We start from the raw sequence: 16,823 nt of genomic DNA on the forward strand, positions 1-16,823 counted from the left end.
AAAATAAGAAGATTGAATTGCATCCAATCTTCTTATTCTCATTACTAATTCAAAAATTTATTGATACACTTTTACATAATCAACTTCCATAGAGGATTGTGTAAAAGCAGGATCTATCGTGCCTCCCAAATTACCTCCCATAGCTACATTTAAAATCATAAAGAAATTTTTATGAAATGGCAATGCAGTATCCGAATTGTCAAAAGTAAAATACAAAACATCATCTACGAAGAAACGGATAGTTTTTGGTGACCAGATTGTTTTATAGACATGGAATTCAGAACTTGCATTCGCAATAGGAGTAGTTTTCACGGCTGCATTTCCTCCTGAGCTGCCTGGAAAATGCAATGCAGATTGAGTTAATAATGGCTTATTCCCAATCCATTCCACAAAATCAATTTCTCCATTTGCTGGCCATGTACCTCCTGAAGCTCCGAGTGACCAAAAGGCTGGCCATGTTCCAGCACCGCTAGGCATTTTGGCTCTCATCTCTATTTTGCCATACTTAAAATCATACAACCCTTGTGTTTTAATTCGGGCAGAAGAATATTCGGCTCCTCCTGAAGCTTCTTTAATAGCAGTTATTACAAGATTTCCGCCGGCTATTTTTACATTTTTGGCAAGATTCGTATAATTCTGCTTTTCGTTATTACCCCAGCCGTTATCACCTTTACCAAGATCATAAGTCCATTTTGCAGGATCTGGCGCACCATCAGTATTAAACTCATCTGACCAAGCCAAAGTGGTGTAATCTGTTGTATCGTCTGTATCAGTTGTTGGAATTGTAGTGGTAAATGTTATATACCAAGCTAATGAAGTATTATTTCCTTGAACAAAACGTACAATCATTCGGTTTTCAGTAATCGACATAATCTCATATTGAGTTGCTCCAGCATAATACCCCATAAAACCTCCATCAGAAAAGTTCATTACAGTTCCTGTAGTCTGCTTTTTGGCATCAGGATTTTTAGAAACTACCGACGCCGAAGGACTCAAAGCAACAATTTTAGTACCAGCCGTACTGTAAGCTAAACATTGGTCATCACCTCCATTTGTACCGCCTCCAACACTTTTGTATGAATTATTAAAAAAAGTATTCCCTTTATTGTCCTGCTTGTATTCAATTTTACCGTTTACTAAGGCAAATGTATAATCACCATCATAGAAACACGTTGCTGCTTTCTCGAAAGAACCTGCCTGATAATAATTTGGATAATAATTTTTGGTCGCATCTCCATCGTTTTGACCTACACCAAAATGTCCATTCTCGGCAGCTGCTATATACCATTTTTTTCCAGCAGCAGTTCCTCCTGTAAGCAACATGGTAGATTTTTCATCACTAAAATTACTAAGAACAGTTACATCAACAGTAGTATTGGTTGAAACTCCTCCTTTACCAGAAGCAATTACTGTTACTGTGTAAGTATTTACTCCGACAGTTGTAAAAGGATGTTCAATAATACCTCCAGGAGCATTATCTGTATTTCCATCTCCGTAAATGTATTTATATGAAATTGCATTATTTGCTTTAGCCGTGAATCTTACTTTGCCAGAACCATCTCCGTTTGGTGCATCAGCTGTTTTCCCAACAATCTCTACAGTTATTTGCAGATTAGAAGGAGCATCTAATGCCCCAAAAGAGTTATTCTCATCTTGGCAATTAACCATTAGCAATAAGCTAAAAATGGCTATTATATTTGAAATTATTTTTTTCATGTTCCTTTATTTTAATTAGTTATGAAAATAGACATTGTCTATATATACTGTATTGTTTCCAGTTGGAGTTCCTACATAAATAAGCTGTGCTATATGAGCTCTTGTAGTTAAATTAGTAAAATCACTTAAAGGAATATCAAGACTTATCCAAGTATTCTTAGCAGGCGATGTATAAGCAACTTCATGCTCTTTATCATCTCCTCCCCCATAGGCACCATCAGCTCCAAAATCGACTAATTTAATTTTGAAAGCTGTAAAGTCTGAAGACCAGACATCTGTATGAAAATGCGTCATTGCAGTTGCATTTATTTGCGTTGATGCTGTTTCAATACCTACAAAATCTAAAGCACTGTATTTTTTAGTTGCATTACCGCTTATTGTAATATCTTCGAGTGTAGCAGCAGACCAAGATGTTCTCCAAGTATCTACAGGAACATTAGTATATGCATTGCTGAACATAGAGATCACATTCGCTGCAGGCAAAGTTGGAGCAGGAGCGGCATTTGGTCCTGTGCCTGTTGCTGCTTCTTTATAAAAATAAATATTATCAATAAAAACAGTTCCCCCTGCCCAAGGAGTTCCAACAAATTTCAATTGGAAAATATCTGCAACTGTCAGCCCTTGACTAGTGAATGCCGAAATTGGAATATCAATACTTGTCCATTGATTTGCTGTAAGGTCTTTTACAACAGGTTTTTCTCCATTTGTTTTACTGATTAAAGATGTTTCTATTTTAGCTAAATCAGGTGTCCAGACATCCATGTGAATGAATTCCATTGCAGATACATCAACTGTAACTCCGTCTGCCAATGCAATTCCTTGATAGCTAAGTTTAATGTAATTCAGCATTTTATCACCATTCAAATCAAACTCTGCCCAACTGCTTCCTTGTCCTGCTTGTCCCCAATCTGGAAAATAATTAGTTCCTGCAACATTAGCGTATTTTGAACTATAAATAGAAATTACATCTCCTGCTTGCCTATTGGGTGGCGCGGGAGCCGATGTACTTGGTGCCGTTACCAAAGTAACTGTGAAGTCCTCTGTATATTCAGTTGTTTTAATTGCTGCACTCTTAGACACAACTCGAATCTTGTAAACTCCAGCTTGCTGATACGTGTAAGAAACGGATTGCCCATTATTGGCTGCAATAGGATCAGGTTTTCCAGCTTCGCCAAAATACACATCATAAAACAATGCAAAATCAGCTGTAGCTGTAACGGTGACTTTTTTTGAAACAGACAAATCATTAGTAATAACCACTTTTAAATTTTGTGGTGCTTTGAAAGAAACAACTACTTCCTGTGTTATTTCGGTACTTTTTCCGTCCAAAGTTGATCCAATAATTTTTGACTGATAGACTCCTTCCTTATAAACATGTGTAACAGTTTCTCCTGGATATAAAACAGCTGGCGTGGCAGTTCCATCTCCAAAATATATTTGATACTGAGTAACGCCTTCTCCCTTTGGTAAGAAGGTTACTTTTCCTGTATTGTCCTGCGTCACAGTTGTGAGAGCCGAAATGTTCGTTGGTGCGCTAACGCTTTCCAAATCAACCGAGTTATTGTCATCTGTACAGCCAAAAGTAACTGCAAGGACAAAAAGACTTATAATATAGTGTACTTTTCTCATAATAATAATTTTTTAATATCCAGGATTTTGACTCCAATTACCAGCTGAAAATTGAATTTCCTGTAAAGGAATTGGGAATAATTCATTTTTACCTGCTTTAAATCCAGGGATAGTACCTGAAGCTTTTCCTGTACGCACTAAATCGAAAAAACGGAAACCTTCTCCAACAAATTCTACTCTTCTTTCTTTCCAAATTACATCTGTCAACGCACTGCCAACAGAAGAAATTCTGTGATTAGTATCGCCAAATGCGCGGTCTCTTACCTGATTTAAATAACCTAAAGCTTTAATATCGTTAATTCCTCCACGATTAAGAGCTTCAGCTGCCATTAATAATACATCGGCATAACGGATAGCTCTGTAATTATTAGGATTAGTCAAATTCAAATCCCCTTGAGCTTCTCCTGATCTTACTCTTGGTAAATATTTTTGATTGAAATACCCTGTGTCCTCATTTCCTTTGCCATAAGTTGCATTATTTGCAGTAGCCCAAGCGGCAATATCTAATAAGGAAGCATCTAATCTTCTATCTCCGATTTCAAATGCATTATAAGTTTCTTCGGTTGGTACATTAAAACTAAATCCCGAAGTGTATTTTGGTCCAGTATAATTTCTTACACCACTAAACCCAACAGCCACATTCCCTTCACTGCATTGGAGACATCCAAAACCAGCTCCTTCAACATCTGTGTATTGTACTTCAAAAATAGATTCTGGTCCGTTTTCGCCACTCATTTCAAAAATTGAGGCATAATCAGTAACCAGAGAATATTTTTGAGAAGTAATTACCTGCTCTAAAGCTGCAGCAGCTTCCGAAAATTTATTCTGATATAAATATGCTTTTCCTAATAACGCAAGAGCTGCTCCTTTTGTAGCTCTTCCTGTTTGCGAAGCATCAGGCGATAAATTAGCCACAGCATAAATCAAATCAGATTCAATTGATGCATATACCTCTGCAATTGAAGAGCGAGGTACCTTTGTTTCATCACCTGGAACAAATCTTTTGTCTCCATTAAGAGGAATACCACCAAACCATTTTACCAATTCAAAATGATAATATGCTCTAAGAAAACGAGTTTCGGCAATAATCTGATTTTTTCCTTCAAAATCAATTTTATCCTTAAATTCTAAAATATAGTTTGCTCTTTGAACTCCACCAAACATCCAATCCCAAAGATTCTTAAGATTATCATTTACTGGAGTATGGATCATATCATCAATCTGCTGAAAACCGATTACATCTGTAGGACTTTCTCCTCCAGCTAGGGTGTTATCGGACGCAATTTCGCCCATCAACACGTTAATATAGGTTGATTGCAATGGATCATAAGCAGCTATTAGAGCTTTGTCATAATCTTCCTTAGCATTGAAAAAATTCTCTGAATCGATTGAATATTCAACATCACGATCTACAAAATTGTCATTGCACGAAACGAAAATTGCAGAGAAAAGTGCGATACCTATAACTGTATTAAAAATATACTTTTTCATTTTTGATTACTTAAAAATTAACGTTTAATCCTAACAAATATGTTCTAGGAATTGGGTAAAAACCATAATCGATTCCGCCACCTATAGGAGCTCCATTTGAAGCAGCTGGATCATATCCACGGTATTTTGTAAAAGTGTACAAGTTATTAGCACCCAGGTACACTCTAAACTTAGATATTCCAGCTTTTTCGAAATATTTAGGATCTATTGAATAACCCAATTGTACATTTTGAATGCGTATAAAAGAAGCATCTTCAACAAAATAATCAGAAAAAACATTGTTTGAAGTTGCGCTTGTAGTTACTCTTGGGACAGTATTACTGGTATTTGGACCAGTCCATCTATCAAGAACATAATCTAAATGATTTACATCTGTAAGTGTTCTTTCATAATTTCTTACCATTTCATTTCCAATTGAGGCAAATGTATAAGCAACAAAATCAAAGTTTTTATAATCTAATTGCAGATTGAATCCCATGGTACTTGCAGCAATTGGACTGCCAATGTCCGTTCTATCTGAAGTATTAATTACTCCATCACCATTCATATCTACATAACGAATATCTCCTGCTTGAGCATCAGCGCCAAGTGCCAATTGAGAAGGAGCTGCATCAACCTCTGCTTGGTTTTGAAAAATTCCATTAGTTTTATATCCATAAAAATATCCTATCGGTTTGCCAGTCTCCATCCTAGAAGGAGCTAGTTGACCTACTCCGAATGAGCCTCCTTCAATAAATCCAGTTCCATTGTTTACAGCAGTAACTTTATTTTTAATAACAGTTACGTTATATCCTAAATTCAAGGTTAGATTGTTTGAAAATGTATTTTTATAATCAATAGAAAATTCCATACCTGAGTTCCTTACAGTACCTGCATTTATAGTTGGAAGCCCAGCTCCAGGAGCTGCACCGCCCAAAATACCAGAAACTGGAATATTTGGTATCAATAAATTTGTTCTGGTGTCAATAAAATAATCGGCTACGATATTAAATTTATTTTGAAACATTTTAAGATCCAAACCAACATCAAATTTCTTGGCAGCTTCCCATTTTAAATTTGGATTTGTTATTTGTCCCGTTGCCAATCCATTCACAATTGTACCGTTAAAAACATAAGTGGCCTCACCATTTAATTGAGAGATGTATCCATTAGATGGAATTTTATCACTCCCTAAATGGCCATAACTTCCTCTGATTTTCAAGAAATTAATAAATCCCTCATTTCCTCCAAAGAAATTTTCATCAGAAATAATCCAACCAGCAGTCATCGATGGAAAATAAGCTACAGCATTATTCGGGCCAAATTTTGTAGAAGAATCACGTCTCAACATAGCTGATAAAAGATATCTACCTTTGAAATCATATTGTATTCTAGCAAAATAATTTAATTTTCTTTCGTCATAAACATAAGAATTATTAGGAGCTGATGTCGGTAAGCCGTTCGCTAAATGAACATCAGCAAACTCCCAAGAATTATAAGGAACATCAAATCCAGTAGCATACAAACCATTTCCATATTCCTTAATAATAGTTGCTCCTAAAGTTCCAATGATGTTATGATCTCCAAATTTCTTAGTATAAGTTCCATAAAGATCTAAAGTGTAATTATTATCAAAAACAGCACTTTGAGTTACTGAACTTCTATTCACATCAAAAACTTTTCCTCCGTAAGAAATCTGTTTAGCAAAATTTCGAGATTGACCACTTTGTGTATTAAAACCAAAAGACCCTGTAAATACAAAAGAATTTGTCAATTTGTAATCTAACCCAAGATTTCCGTTAAACTTTCTTAATTCATAGTCATTATAAGTATTCTCAATTTGTGCCAATGGATTTATAATTTCAATTCCTAATCCTGGCGTACTTGGTACTAATGTGTAATTCCCGTTACTGTCATAAGGAGCTTGAGTAGGTGAAACATTCAAGGCGTTGAACAAAACTGAACCTAATCCGTTATCGTTTATAGTCTTCCGTGTTAAATTAGTGTATATAATATTTGTTTTTAATTTCAACCGATCTGAAACGTCTGCTCCAAGAGAAACACGAGCTGTGTTTCGCTCAAAACCTGATTTATCGCCACCAATGATTCCGTCTTGAGCCAAATGTGAGGCACTTACAGCATAAGAGATTTTATCAGATCCACCAGAGATTGACAAGTCATAATTTATGATTGGTGCAGGATTCATAATTTCTTTTTGCCAGTTAGTTCCTTCTCCTAAGCCTGATACATTCGGATATGGTATTGTTTTTCCACCATTAGCATAACTCTCATTTAGTAATAAAGCATACTCAGTAGAGTTTAATGTTGGTAATGTTCTGCTGGCTTCTTGAATACCTGTAGAGGAATTAAAAGAAATTTTAGTTTTAGAATTTCTTTTACCTGATTTGGTAGTTACAAGAATAACACCATTGGCACCATTGGCACCATAAATAGCTGCTTGAGCATCTTTCAGTACTGTAATCGACTCTACATCACTTGGATTTAAAACACTTAGATCACCTATATATCCATCTATAATAACTAATGGACTAGTATCGCCATTGGTTGCCACACCGCGGATAAGTATACTTAAACCGGCTCCTGGAGCTCCACCTGATGTTGTAACATTTACACCTGCAACAGTTCCTTGCAATGCCTGTTCAACTTTCACAGGTCTAAGTGTTTCAATTGTCTTGGTATCAACTACACTTACTGCTCCAGTCACATTTTTTCTTTTAACACTTCCATATCCAATGACAACCACTTCATTCAATGTCTTAGCTTCATCTACCATATTGATTACTATGTTAGAATCGCTTGCATTGACAACATATTCTGTTGATTTGTAGCCCACATAAGTAACTAAAAGTGTACTTCCAGCTGAGACACCTTTTATGGTGAACTTGCCATCAAAATCAGTTGACGCTGAATTCCCAGAATTCTTGTCTTTGATATTCACGCCAAACAAGGGTAAACCTGTACTTCGTTCTTTTACTGTTCCTGCTATATCCTTCTTTTGAGCAAACCCAAAAGCTGAAAAAAGCAAAAAGATAATCAATAAATGATTTGACTTCATAATTTATAAGTTTTAGTTAGTGAACTACAAACATATTATGAAGCGTTAAAGAAAACATAAAAAGAACCTCAACAAAAAATATACAGTTAAAAAAAACCAATATTTAATTATCAATATCACACAAAAACTTAATAAAAACAAAGAATTCCGAAATCATTATTTTTTCTATAAAACATAAAAAAACCACAACTATTACGTTAATGTTGTGGTGATGTATAGGTAAAAATCAGTAAAGGCGATAAAACCTATACTTCCATAATATACTCTACGAGACCCTGCTCGTGGGCTAAATCCATTTTTTTACGCAAACGATATCTTTTTATCTCTACACTTCGTACCGATATATTAAATAAAGGGGCTATTTCCTTAGAAGAAAGATTTAATCTGAGATAAGCGCAGAGTCTCAGATCATTTGGAGTCAAAGCAGGATGCGCCAGCTTAATCTTCTTCAAGAAGTCCTTATCTGCGTTATCAAAAGCTTCTTTAAAAATACTCCATGAATCCTCTTCAGTAATATTTTTGTTAATAGTGGTAATTACCGATTTTACATTGCTCGCCCCGCTTTCGGATGTTTTCTTTAAGTCATCTTTAATAAAAGCCAATAATTCATTCTTACTATTTAAACTCATCGTAGAAACAGCCAATTCCCTGTTTTTTGAATCAACATCTTGGGTCAGCTGCTCGTTTTTCAATTTCATCAGCTGTTTTTCATTTTCTAATTCTTGAATTTCGAGCAGTAAGTTATTTTCTTCAATAAGCTTTTCTCTCTGCTTGCGGTAATAATTTAAATAGGCTTTATTTATAAAATGACCTGCTGCAAGAAATAATAAAAAGTAAATGATAACAGCAAGGTTTGTATTATACCAAGGCTTTGAAATAGCAAAATTATAAGTTGCAACATTCTGCAATATAGTGTTCGCAAATTTTGCACGTACCTTGAATTGATAATCGCCTGGCGGAAGATTTTTAAAATTTACTGCTGACTTAGAACTCCAATCACTCCATTCTTCTTGAAAACCTTCTAACAGATACTGATATTCAGCATTTATATACTTATCATATTCTGGAACCGTATAGCCAAAAGTGATATTGTTTTCGTTGTATTTAAAACTTCCTTCTTCATTGATAGCACTATTTATAACTTCTTCATTTAATTTATTAGTCTCAATATTTGTTATTCCAACATGATAACTTTTGAAAATCATATCATTAATATTGATGGAATAAAAACCATCTGTGGTTCCGATCAGGTATTCAGAATTGGACATTTGAGCTATGTTTTCAAAACCCAGCATAGAATTTGTCAAAGAAGATGGAATTGGAATGACATTCTTCTTGAAGTGATTGCTTAGTTTGCTTAACGAAAAATAATGAATGTAATTTTTGGAAAAAAGCCAGATTTTATTGGAATCATCAACAATCAATTTACCAGATGTATACTCGTCATTCTCAAATACTGAACTTAGCAAATGATCTTTGTTAAACTGCTTTGTTTTAGGGTTTAATTTAAAAATCCCGTCCTTATAAGCATAATAAATCTGATTGTTGAATTTTATCAAACTGGAATATCTTCCTTTTTTTGGATATGAATATGCCGTAAACGGACTAGCCTTAAATAGTTTACTATCCAGCTGAAATCTAAAAATGCCTTTATACTCGTGGCTTACATAAATTTCCTGTGAATTGGTGATCTCAAAATATCGGGAAGAATAATTAAATCCTTTTATTCTGTTTCTGAAAACCCAATGATTATTTACTTTTTCAAGTATCGAAATCCCGTAGTAATTGCCTTGCAGCAGCATGTTTTCGTGATAAGGGACAGTTTCAAATTTCCAGGTCCCGGACTGTGAAAAAATACACTTGGCAGATCCGTCATTAATAATGTAAGTTCCCGTATCATGTCCACAAAAAAGTGTTCCCTGATATTCAAATAAGGACCAGACTTGCCCTTTAGTTCCTGCTATAAATTTAAATTCATCTTTTGCCTTATAATTTTTACAAAAAAGCCCCTGATTAGTCCCTACATACAATTTTCCATTATGCAATTTTGTGGCATATACTGTCCCCAAAGCTCCTGTATCATCAGTAAAGCTTTGTATTGGAGATTGCATATTGATACAATTTATACCATTATCAAGCCCAACCCAAAGATTATTATCTATATCTTCAAATAGTGACAAAGCAGTATTGTTGCTTAGTCCTTTATTTTGAGAAATATGAAATTTCAGTTTTCCTTCTTTAGTCAAAATAAAAACACCATTTGAAACGGTTCCAACAGCAAAACTTCCATCCGAAAGTATTAAGCTGCTGTAAACGCTGCTGGTTTCTATCTGAGAATCAGCTTCGGTAACAAACTTGGATACAGCTGTGCCTATTAATTTATAATATCCATTAAGCTGTGTTTGAACAATCAATCCATCGGCAACTGCAAAAACATTTATAATCCTGTTCTTTTTCAATATCGGATTATTGGAAACCAAATGTGCTTTTCCGCTTTGCAATTCAAACAGCCCTTCATTTACGGTCTGGAAATAAATAGAATTGCTGGTCTGATATGACTTTGTAATAGTACTGCTGGGCGCAATTATCTTAAATGTCCTGGCTTTGGTGTCATAAATATATAGACGATTCAAAGATTGAAAAATCACCCATTGATCATACTGCAGAATGTTCCAGAAATGCTCATCATTCAGGATGCTGCTTTTTATTGATGCACTCAGTGAAGTATATTTCAAAATGCCGCTGGATTGTCTTGACCAAAAGCCAAATTCCATATAACACCCAGTGTAGATACGATTATCAATCACCTTTACAGATCTTATAATGGTTTCATTTGGTGAAGGATACAATTTCCAATTGGAACCATTAAACTCTAAAAGCCCTTCATTATTAGCAAAAAAAACATACTGATTCTGCGATTGCGAAATCATCCAGTTCTGATTTGCTGCTCCGTATATATTTGGAGTATACTTAACAATTGGAGGGAGTTCTTGCGAAAAAGCATTTACGAATATAAAAAATAACAGGAAAGTAATTTTTGTTTTCAAATGAGGTGCGGTATTTAAATTAGGAACTGCTAATAATGAGAAACTCAATCAGAGAGACAAAATTATCATTGTATTTTAACTCGATTAATCATTAAAAATACAAATCGAAAAACAAAAATAGGGTAAAAAAGCAAGTTTTGAATATAATTGTTTAGAGTTTCACATATTAAAATTGAGTACTTTTGTGAAAATTCATTTTTAGTATGCCTGTTGACATTTCCAAACTCGATCCAAAGAAAAACATCATAATAAAAGGAGCCCAAGTACATAATTTAAAAAATGTTGATGTGGCTATTCCTAGGAACAAACTAGTGGTAATTACAGGGCTTTCCGGCTCTGGAAAATCCAGTCTGGCATTCGATACCCTGTATGCCGAAGGACAGCGCCGTTACGTAGAAAGCCTATCCTCATACGCAAGGCAATTCTTGGGCCGTTTGGACAAGCCAAAAGTAGAATACATTAAAGGCATTGCTCCTGCAATTGCCATAGAACAAAAGGTAAATACAACCAATGCACGTTCTACTGTAGGAACCTCAACCGAAATCTACGATTATATCAAGCTCTTATTTGCCCGAATCGGAAGAACTTATTCGCCAATTTCGGGACAAGAGGTCAAAAAAAATACAGTTACCGATGTGGTTTCGGCTGTAAAAGAATTTGAACTTGACAGCAGATGGCTGCTCCTGTCTCCAATTCATCTCGAAGAAGGAAGACAATTAGAAGAAAAACTAAAAGTGTTATTGCAGCAAGGATTTGCAAGAATTCTGGTAAACAATGAAATGGTTCGTCTGGATGATTTTTCATTAGAAGAACAGCATTCATTAGACCATAAAGATATACTGCTCATCATTGACCGGATTGTTGTCAAAGACGAAGAAGAGTTCTATAACCGATTATCTGATGCTGTACAGACTGCTTTTTTTGAAGGAAAAGGAATCTGTTATCTTCAGGAATTAAATTCAGATAAAAAACTTTCTTTCTCCAATAATTTTGAACTGGACGGACTCACTTTCCTGGAACCCAATGTGCATTTATTCAGCTTCAATAACCCGTATGGAGCCTGTCCTGTTTGCGAAGGTTATGGAAATATTATAGGTATTGATAGTGATCTGGTTGTTCCAAACACATCGCTATCTGTATTCGAAAATGCTATTTTTCCTTGGCGTGGCGAAAGCATGAGCTGGTTTCGCGACGAATTGGTAAAACATGCTTACAAGTTTGATTTCCCTATTCACAAACCATTTTTCCAGCTTACCGAAGAGCAAAAGGATATAATCTGGACTGGCAATAAATATTTTCAAGGACTGAATGATTTTTTTAAGGAACTGGAAGAGAAAAATTATAAAATTCAAAACAGGGTAATGCTTTCCCGATACAGAGGCAAAACCAAATGCCACGTCTGCAAAGGAAAACGCTTGAGAGCCGAAGCTTCGTATGTGAAAATTAACGGGAAAACAGTTTCTGATTTAGTGGATTTGCCAATTAAGCATTTGGTTGAATTTTTCAAAAATATTACGCTGACTGAATACGAACAGCAGATTGCCAAAAGGTTATTGATTGAAATTAACAACCGCCTTTCATTTTTATCTGAAGTTGGACTGAATTATCTGACTTTAAATAGAAATTCATCAACGCTCTCCGGAGGCGAATCGCAGCGAATCAATTTGGCAACTTCTCTAGGCAGCAGCCTTGTAGGATCTATGTATATTCTGGATGAGCCTAGTATTGGATTGCATCCCAAAGACACAGAACGCTTAATAAAAGTCCTGCTGTCTTTACGGGACTTGGGCAATACAGTAATTGTTGTCGAACATGATGAAGATATTATGAAAGCCGCCGACATGATTATCGATATTGGCCCAGAAGCTGGAACACATGGTGGAAATCTTGTCGCACAGGGTACTTATGAAGAAATCTTAAAATCAAGTTCGCTAACTGCTAAATATCTCAATGGTGAACTGGAAATCAATGTACCAAAGAAAAGGCGGACATCTAAAAATTTCATCGAGATAAAAGGAGCACGAGAAAACAATTTGCAAAATATAGATGTAGCTATTCCGCTGGACTCTTTAACTGTTATAACAGGAGTTTCTGGCAGCGGAAAAAGTACGCTTGTCAAAAAAATCCTTTTCCCTGCCATGCAGAAAAAACTAGACAATGCTGGCGAAAAAGCGGGACAATTTACTGAATTATCAGGTTCCTTTTCACATATCAAACACATCGAATATGTTGACCAGAACCCTATAGGAAGAAGTTCCAGATCTAATCCTGTAACTTATATCAAGGCTTATGACGATATCCGGGAATTATATGCCAAAGAAAAACTGTCAAAAGTACGAGGTTATCAAGCCAAGCATTTCTCATTTAACGTTGACGGCGGCAGGTGCGAAACCTGTAAAGGAGAAGGCTCCATAAATGTTGAAATGGTGTTCATGGCCGATGTACAGCTGCCTTGTGAAACCTGCAACGGAAAACGTTTCAAAAAAGAAGTTTTAGAAGTCACCTTTGATGGCAAAAATATTAACGATATCCTGACAATGACTATCGATGATTCGATTGTTTTCTTCGAAAAAAATAAACAGGCAAAAATAATACAAAAACTGCAGCCGCTGCAAGATGTTGGTTTGGGATATGTGCAATTAGGTCAATCTTCATCAACACTTTCGGGAGGCGAAGCGCAACGCATCAAACTTGCTTCTTTTTTAGTCAAAGGAACCATAAAGGAAAAAGCACTTTTTGTATTTGATGAACCTACGACTGGATTGCATTTTCATGACATCAAAAAACTAATGGCTTCATTTGATGCCTTAATAGAGAAAGGTCATTCCATATTGGTCATTGAACACAATCTTGATTTAATCAAATGTGCAGACTGGATAATTGATCTGGGACCGGAAGGAGGAGAAAATGGCGGATTATTATTAGCCAAAGGAACTCCAGAAGAAATCGTTAAAGACAAAAAATCTATTACAGCTAAATATTTAAAAGAAAAGCTCTAGGGCTGGCATACTTTCACTCCAGCAAAACCCTCGTCAGTATAATTTTCTGACGAGAGTTTTTGTTGCTGCTGCTTTTATTGATAAAAGGACCTGAAAATCATACTCTCTAAAGATTGTTTTAAGCATTTTTATTCATTCTTATCAAAACTAAAATACATTCCTACAAAAAGGTTTTTAATCGAGTTTTAATGCTCTTTAAACAGATAAATGAATTAATTTACCCTGCATTCTGTTATTTATTATATTTTTATTAAAAAATAAAATTCAATAACAATAATACCACATTTAATCGATATGAGTTGTTATTTAACAACAAAATTACACAAATAGATGGTTTTATTGACAATAATTTAATGCGAGTTTTATAAATATTAATTTTTTAAATTTTTTATCATGAATAAATCCAGAACCTATTTAAACATAAGAAAAATTAGAGAATTGAAAAATTTAACCAGAGAATATGTTGCAGAAGAATTGAATATGAGTATGAGCGGATATGGTAAAATTGAACGGGGTGAGGTTGATTTAACAGTTACTAAATTAATTGAGATTGGAAAAGTACTTGATGTTTCAATAGAATTTATATTCAAATTTGATGTCTCGCTATTTTTTAACGACAGTAGTCAGTCATCACAGAAAGCAAGTTAAAAATTCTTTTCAAATATCCGACAACTGATAATATGTCAGCGGTTTACTATAAATCATCTTTTGACACGTATCATTTTCTGCAGATCTTTCATGGTATTTGGCATAATACACAATTCTATATTTTTGGCACTGGCTGATAAGCCCTCAAAAGCTACTGCACCAAGATAACGATCCGCAAGATCAAAACTATACATCTGCCAGTTTTGATCATTTTTGAATAAGGCTGAATCAATGATATGCTGGCCATCCAAACATGGAATATATCTAAAATCTTCATCAATACCTTTTCCCAAAGCTTTTACAAAGGCTTCCTTACGGGTCCATGAAGTATAAAATGCGTACTTTTTATCAGCAGCATTATTGATCATAAAAATTTCATTTTCTTGAAAAATATCAGGAAGCATATTTGTAAAGTTAAAATCATCAGCCATATATTCTATATCTATACCAATATTTTTATTCGAAATTGCAATTACTGCATAATCTTCAGAATGAGACAAATTAAAATGCAGCCATGGATGTGTAGCTAAATAAGGTTTTTTATTCAGATTATAATCAAGAAAAATTTCTCTCACATTCTGCTTAGTATGAGAAGCTAAAATTAATTTCAGAATCGACCTGTATATGACAAAACGATTTCTATCTATTTCCTTATAAAATCGTGCAGCCCTGTTACGTTCTTTGGTATTAAGAAACTCAGCTAAGTCAGATTTTAAGTTAATGAAATCAGGTAAATAGATTGCATAAATGATGACATCATTACTCTCTACAGAATATTTTTTACTAGGTATTAGCTTAACACCCTTAATATAAGTAAAAGAAATAAAGAGTTTATATGTCTGCATGTTTTTGATCTAAAATATCCTGAAGCAGCCTCGCTAATACTTTATCATTTGGCGGAGCTACAATATCATAATGATTGCCTGGTATGTTGTGAACTGTAATGCCTTTTAATGCGGCTCTTTTCCATCCCAAGTGTGTGGGATCTAATTTATAACTCATATCATCTTCGGACCGGAATAAATCTACCTTGAAGTTTTGAGGCTTAAGATGATAGCGGTCAATAATTTTTTTGACCTTGCCATCAGTTTCTATAAGTTCCTCAAGTGTTAATACTCTTTGCTCCATCATAGCAGTATTATGCCCAAAAAATCTTTTTAAAATATATTTTTTTTCATTGAGACGCATTTTAAAGGCCTTCCAGCTCAAAACCATTTCTTTGTATCTGACTATTTTTTTCTGCCTGTAAGTCTCATAATAATAAGAAGAATCGACATACGAATCGAGCAAAGCAGTCAGCGTGACTTTTTTTCCGAGTTCTTTTAACTGCCGCGTCATTTCGAAGGCAACAATTCCTCCAAAAGAAAATCCTGCAAGAGCATACGGTCCTTGCGGATGTATTTTTACAACAGCTTCGACATAATGGGCTGCCATATCTTCGATAGATTCATACCACTCATTATATTCCTTAGCCGTACCCTGTATCCCATAAATAGGCTGATCCTCATCAAAATACTTACTCATGTTCACAAAATTTAAAACATTCAGTCCTGCTCCATGAACAATAAAAAGCGGTGCTTTTTTACCGTTGGGTTTTATTGGAACCAGGCAATCTGAGTAAAATTCTTTATCTGGATTTAATAATTTGGCAAATTTCTCTATCGTTGAATGCTCAAATAAAACTGAGAGTGGGAGTCTTTTACCTGTTTTCTGTTCCAGCTTGTTCATTACCTTAACTGCGATTAAAGAATGCCCGCCCATCTCAAAGAAATTGCCTAAAACATCGATATGATCTATATGCAGGACTTCTTTCCAGATGGATGCCACAATTTTTTCTTCTTCTGTACGGGGTTCTGTATAACTGTGCTTTGTATCTGCTGCATATTGGGATAATTCTTTGCGGTCTATCTTCCCGTTGAGAGTTGTAGGCAGTTTTTCCAATAGATTAAAGTCATGAGGCACCAGCTGTGACGGCAATCTTGAGGCCAGAGCCTCACGCCACAAGGGTATCTGTGCTTCAGCCGTTTCAAGGCTGGAGTCAGGGACAATATGGGCTACAAGGAAATTCTCATTAGCCAGCACTACAGCATATTTTATGCCTTCAAGCGATAAAAGTGCCTGTTCTACCTCGCCAGGCTCAATACGGTGCCCCCTGATTTTCACCTGCTGGTCAAGGCGTCCTAAGCATTCTATTTCATCATCCGGAAGCAGCCTGCCCAGATCGCCTGTACGGTACAG

9 protein-coding genes are annotated in these 16,823 nt (G+C 35.2%); 2 read left to right on the top strand and 7 right to left on the bottom strand.

Annotated elements, in window-relative coordinates:
- Nucleotides 1-57 precede the first annotated feature (57 nt).
- The 5 genes from ABEG11_RS05020 to ABEG11_RS05040 form a co-directional block, all read right to left on the bottom strand.
- The gene (locus ABEG11_RS05020) at nt 58-1,716 is read right to left on the bottom strand and encodes a family 16 glycosylhydrolase (protein WP_348823105.1); all 1,659 of its coding nucleotides are present in this window, start codon (nt 1,714-1,716) and stop codon (nt 58-60) included.
- A gap of 15 nt (nt 1,717-1,731) precedes the next feature.
- Nucleotides 1,732-3,345, bottom strand: coding sequence for a hypothetical protein (locus ABEG11_RS05025; protein WP_348823106.1), 1,614 nt, complete (start codon nt 3,343-3,345; stop codon nt 1,732-1,734).
- 12 nt (nt 3,346-3,357) lie between these two features.
- Nucleotides 3,358-4,836, bottom strand: a complete 1,479-nt coding sequence (locus ABEG11_RS05030; RefSeq protein ID WP_348823107.1) for a RagB/SusD family nutrient uptake outer membrane protein — start codon at nt 4,834-4,836, stop codon at nt 3,358-3,360.
- Between the two features lie 10 nt (nt 4,837-4,846).
- Nucleotides 4,847-7,891, bottom strand: a complete 3,045-nt coding sequence (locus tag ABEG11_RS05035) for a SusC/RagA family TonB-linked outer membrane protein (RefSeq protein WP_348823108.1) — start codon at nt 7,889-7,891, stop codon at nt 4,847-4,849.
- 245 nt (nt 7,892-8,136) lie between these two features.
- Nucleotides 8,137-10,938, bottom strand: coding sequence for a triple tyrosine motif-containing protein (locus ABEG11_RS05040; RefSeq protein WP_348823109.1), 2,802 nt, complete (start codon nt 10,936-10,938; stop codon nt 8,137-8,139).
- A 203-nt stretch (nt 10,939-11,141) separates the two neighbouring features.
- Here ABEG11_RS05040 and uvrA point away from each other — a divergent pair, with 203 nt between their 5' ends.
- Complete coding sequence (uvrA, locus tag ABEG11_RS05045; protein WP_348823110.1) at nt 11,142-13,937, top strand: excinuclease ABC subunit UvrA; 2,796 nt, start codon at nt 11,142-11,144, stop codon at nt 13,935-13,937.
- A gap of 393 nt (nt 13,938-14,330) precedes the next feature.
- Complete coding sequence (locus ABEG11_RS05050; RefSeq protein WP_348823111.1) at nt 14,331-14,585, top strand: helix-turn-helix domain-containing protein; 255 nt, start codon at nt 14,331-14,333, stop codon at nt 14,583-14,585.
- Nucleotides 14,586-14,638: 53 nt separating this feature from the next.
- Here ABEG11_RS05050 and ABEG11_RS05055 read toward each other — a convergent pair whose 3' ends face one another.
- Complete coding sequence (locus ABEG11_RS05055) at nt 14,639-15,430, bottom strand: 4'-phosphopantetheinyl transferase family protein (protein ID WP_348823112.1); 792 nt, start codon at nt 15,428-15,430, stop codon at nt 14,639-14,641.
- The coding region (locus ABEG11_RS05060; protein ID WP_348823113.1) for a thioesterase domain-containing protein at nt 15,417-16,823 on the bottom strand (1,407 nt) is incomplete at its 5' end. The genes ABEG11_RS05055 and ABEG11_RS05060, both read right to left, overlap by 14 nt.

Origin of the sequence: Flavobacterium aestuarii, from assembly GCF_040049115.1 — a bacterium.
Taxonomy (GTDB): domain Bacteria; phylum Bacteroidota; class Bacteroidia; order Flavobacteriales; family Flavobacteriaceae; genus Flavobacterium; species Flavobacterium aestuarii.

Excerpts from the sequence above, each read along its gene's own strand:
- ABEG11_RS05020 (WP_348823105.1), bottom strand. The coding sequence starts at position 1,716 with ATGAAAAAAATAATTTCAAATATAATAGCCATTTTTAGCTTATTGCTA.
- ABEG11_RS05025 (WP_348823106.1), bottom strand. The coding sequence starts at position 3,345 with ATGAGAAAAGTACACTATATTATAAGTCTTTTTGTCCTTGCAGTTACT.
- ABEG11_RS05030 (WP_348823107.1), bottom strand. The coding sequence starts at position 4,836 with ATGAAAAAGTATATTTTTAATACAGTTATAGGTATCGCACTTTTCTCT.
- ABEG11_RS05035 (WP_348823108.1), bottom strand. The coding sequence starts at position 7,891 with ATGAAGTCAAATCATTTATTGATTATCTTTTTGCTTTTTTCAGCTTTT.
- uvrA (WP_348823110.1), top strand. The coding sequence starts at position 11,142 with ATGCCTGTTGACATTTCCAAACTCGATCCAAAGAAAAACATCATAATA.
- ABEG11_RS05050 (WP_348823111.1), top strand. The coding sequence starts at position 14,331 with ATGAATAAATCCAGAACCTATTTAAACATAAGAAAAATTAGAGAATTG.
- ABEG11_RS05055 (WP_348823112.1), bottom strand. The coding sequence starts at position 15,430 with ATGCAGACATATAAACTCTTTATTTCTTTTACTTATATTAAGGGTGTT.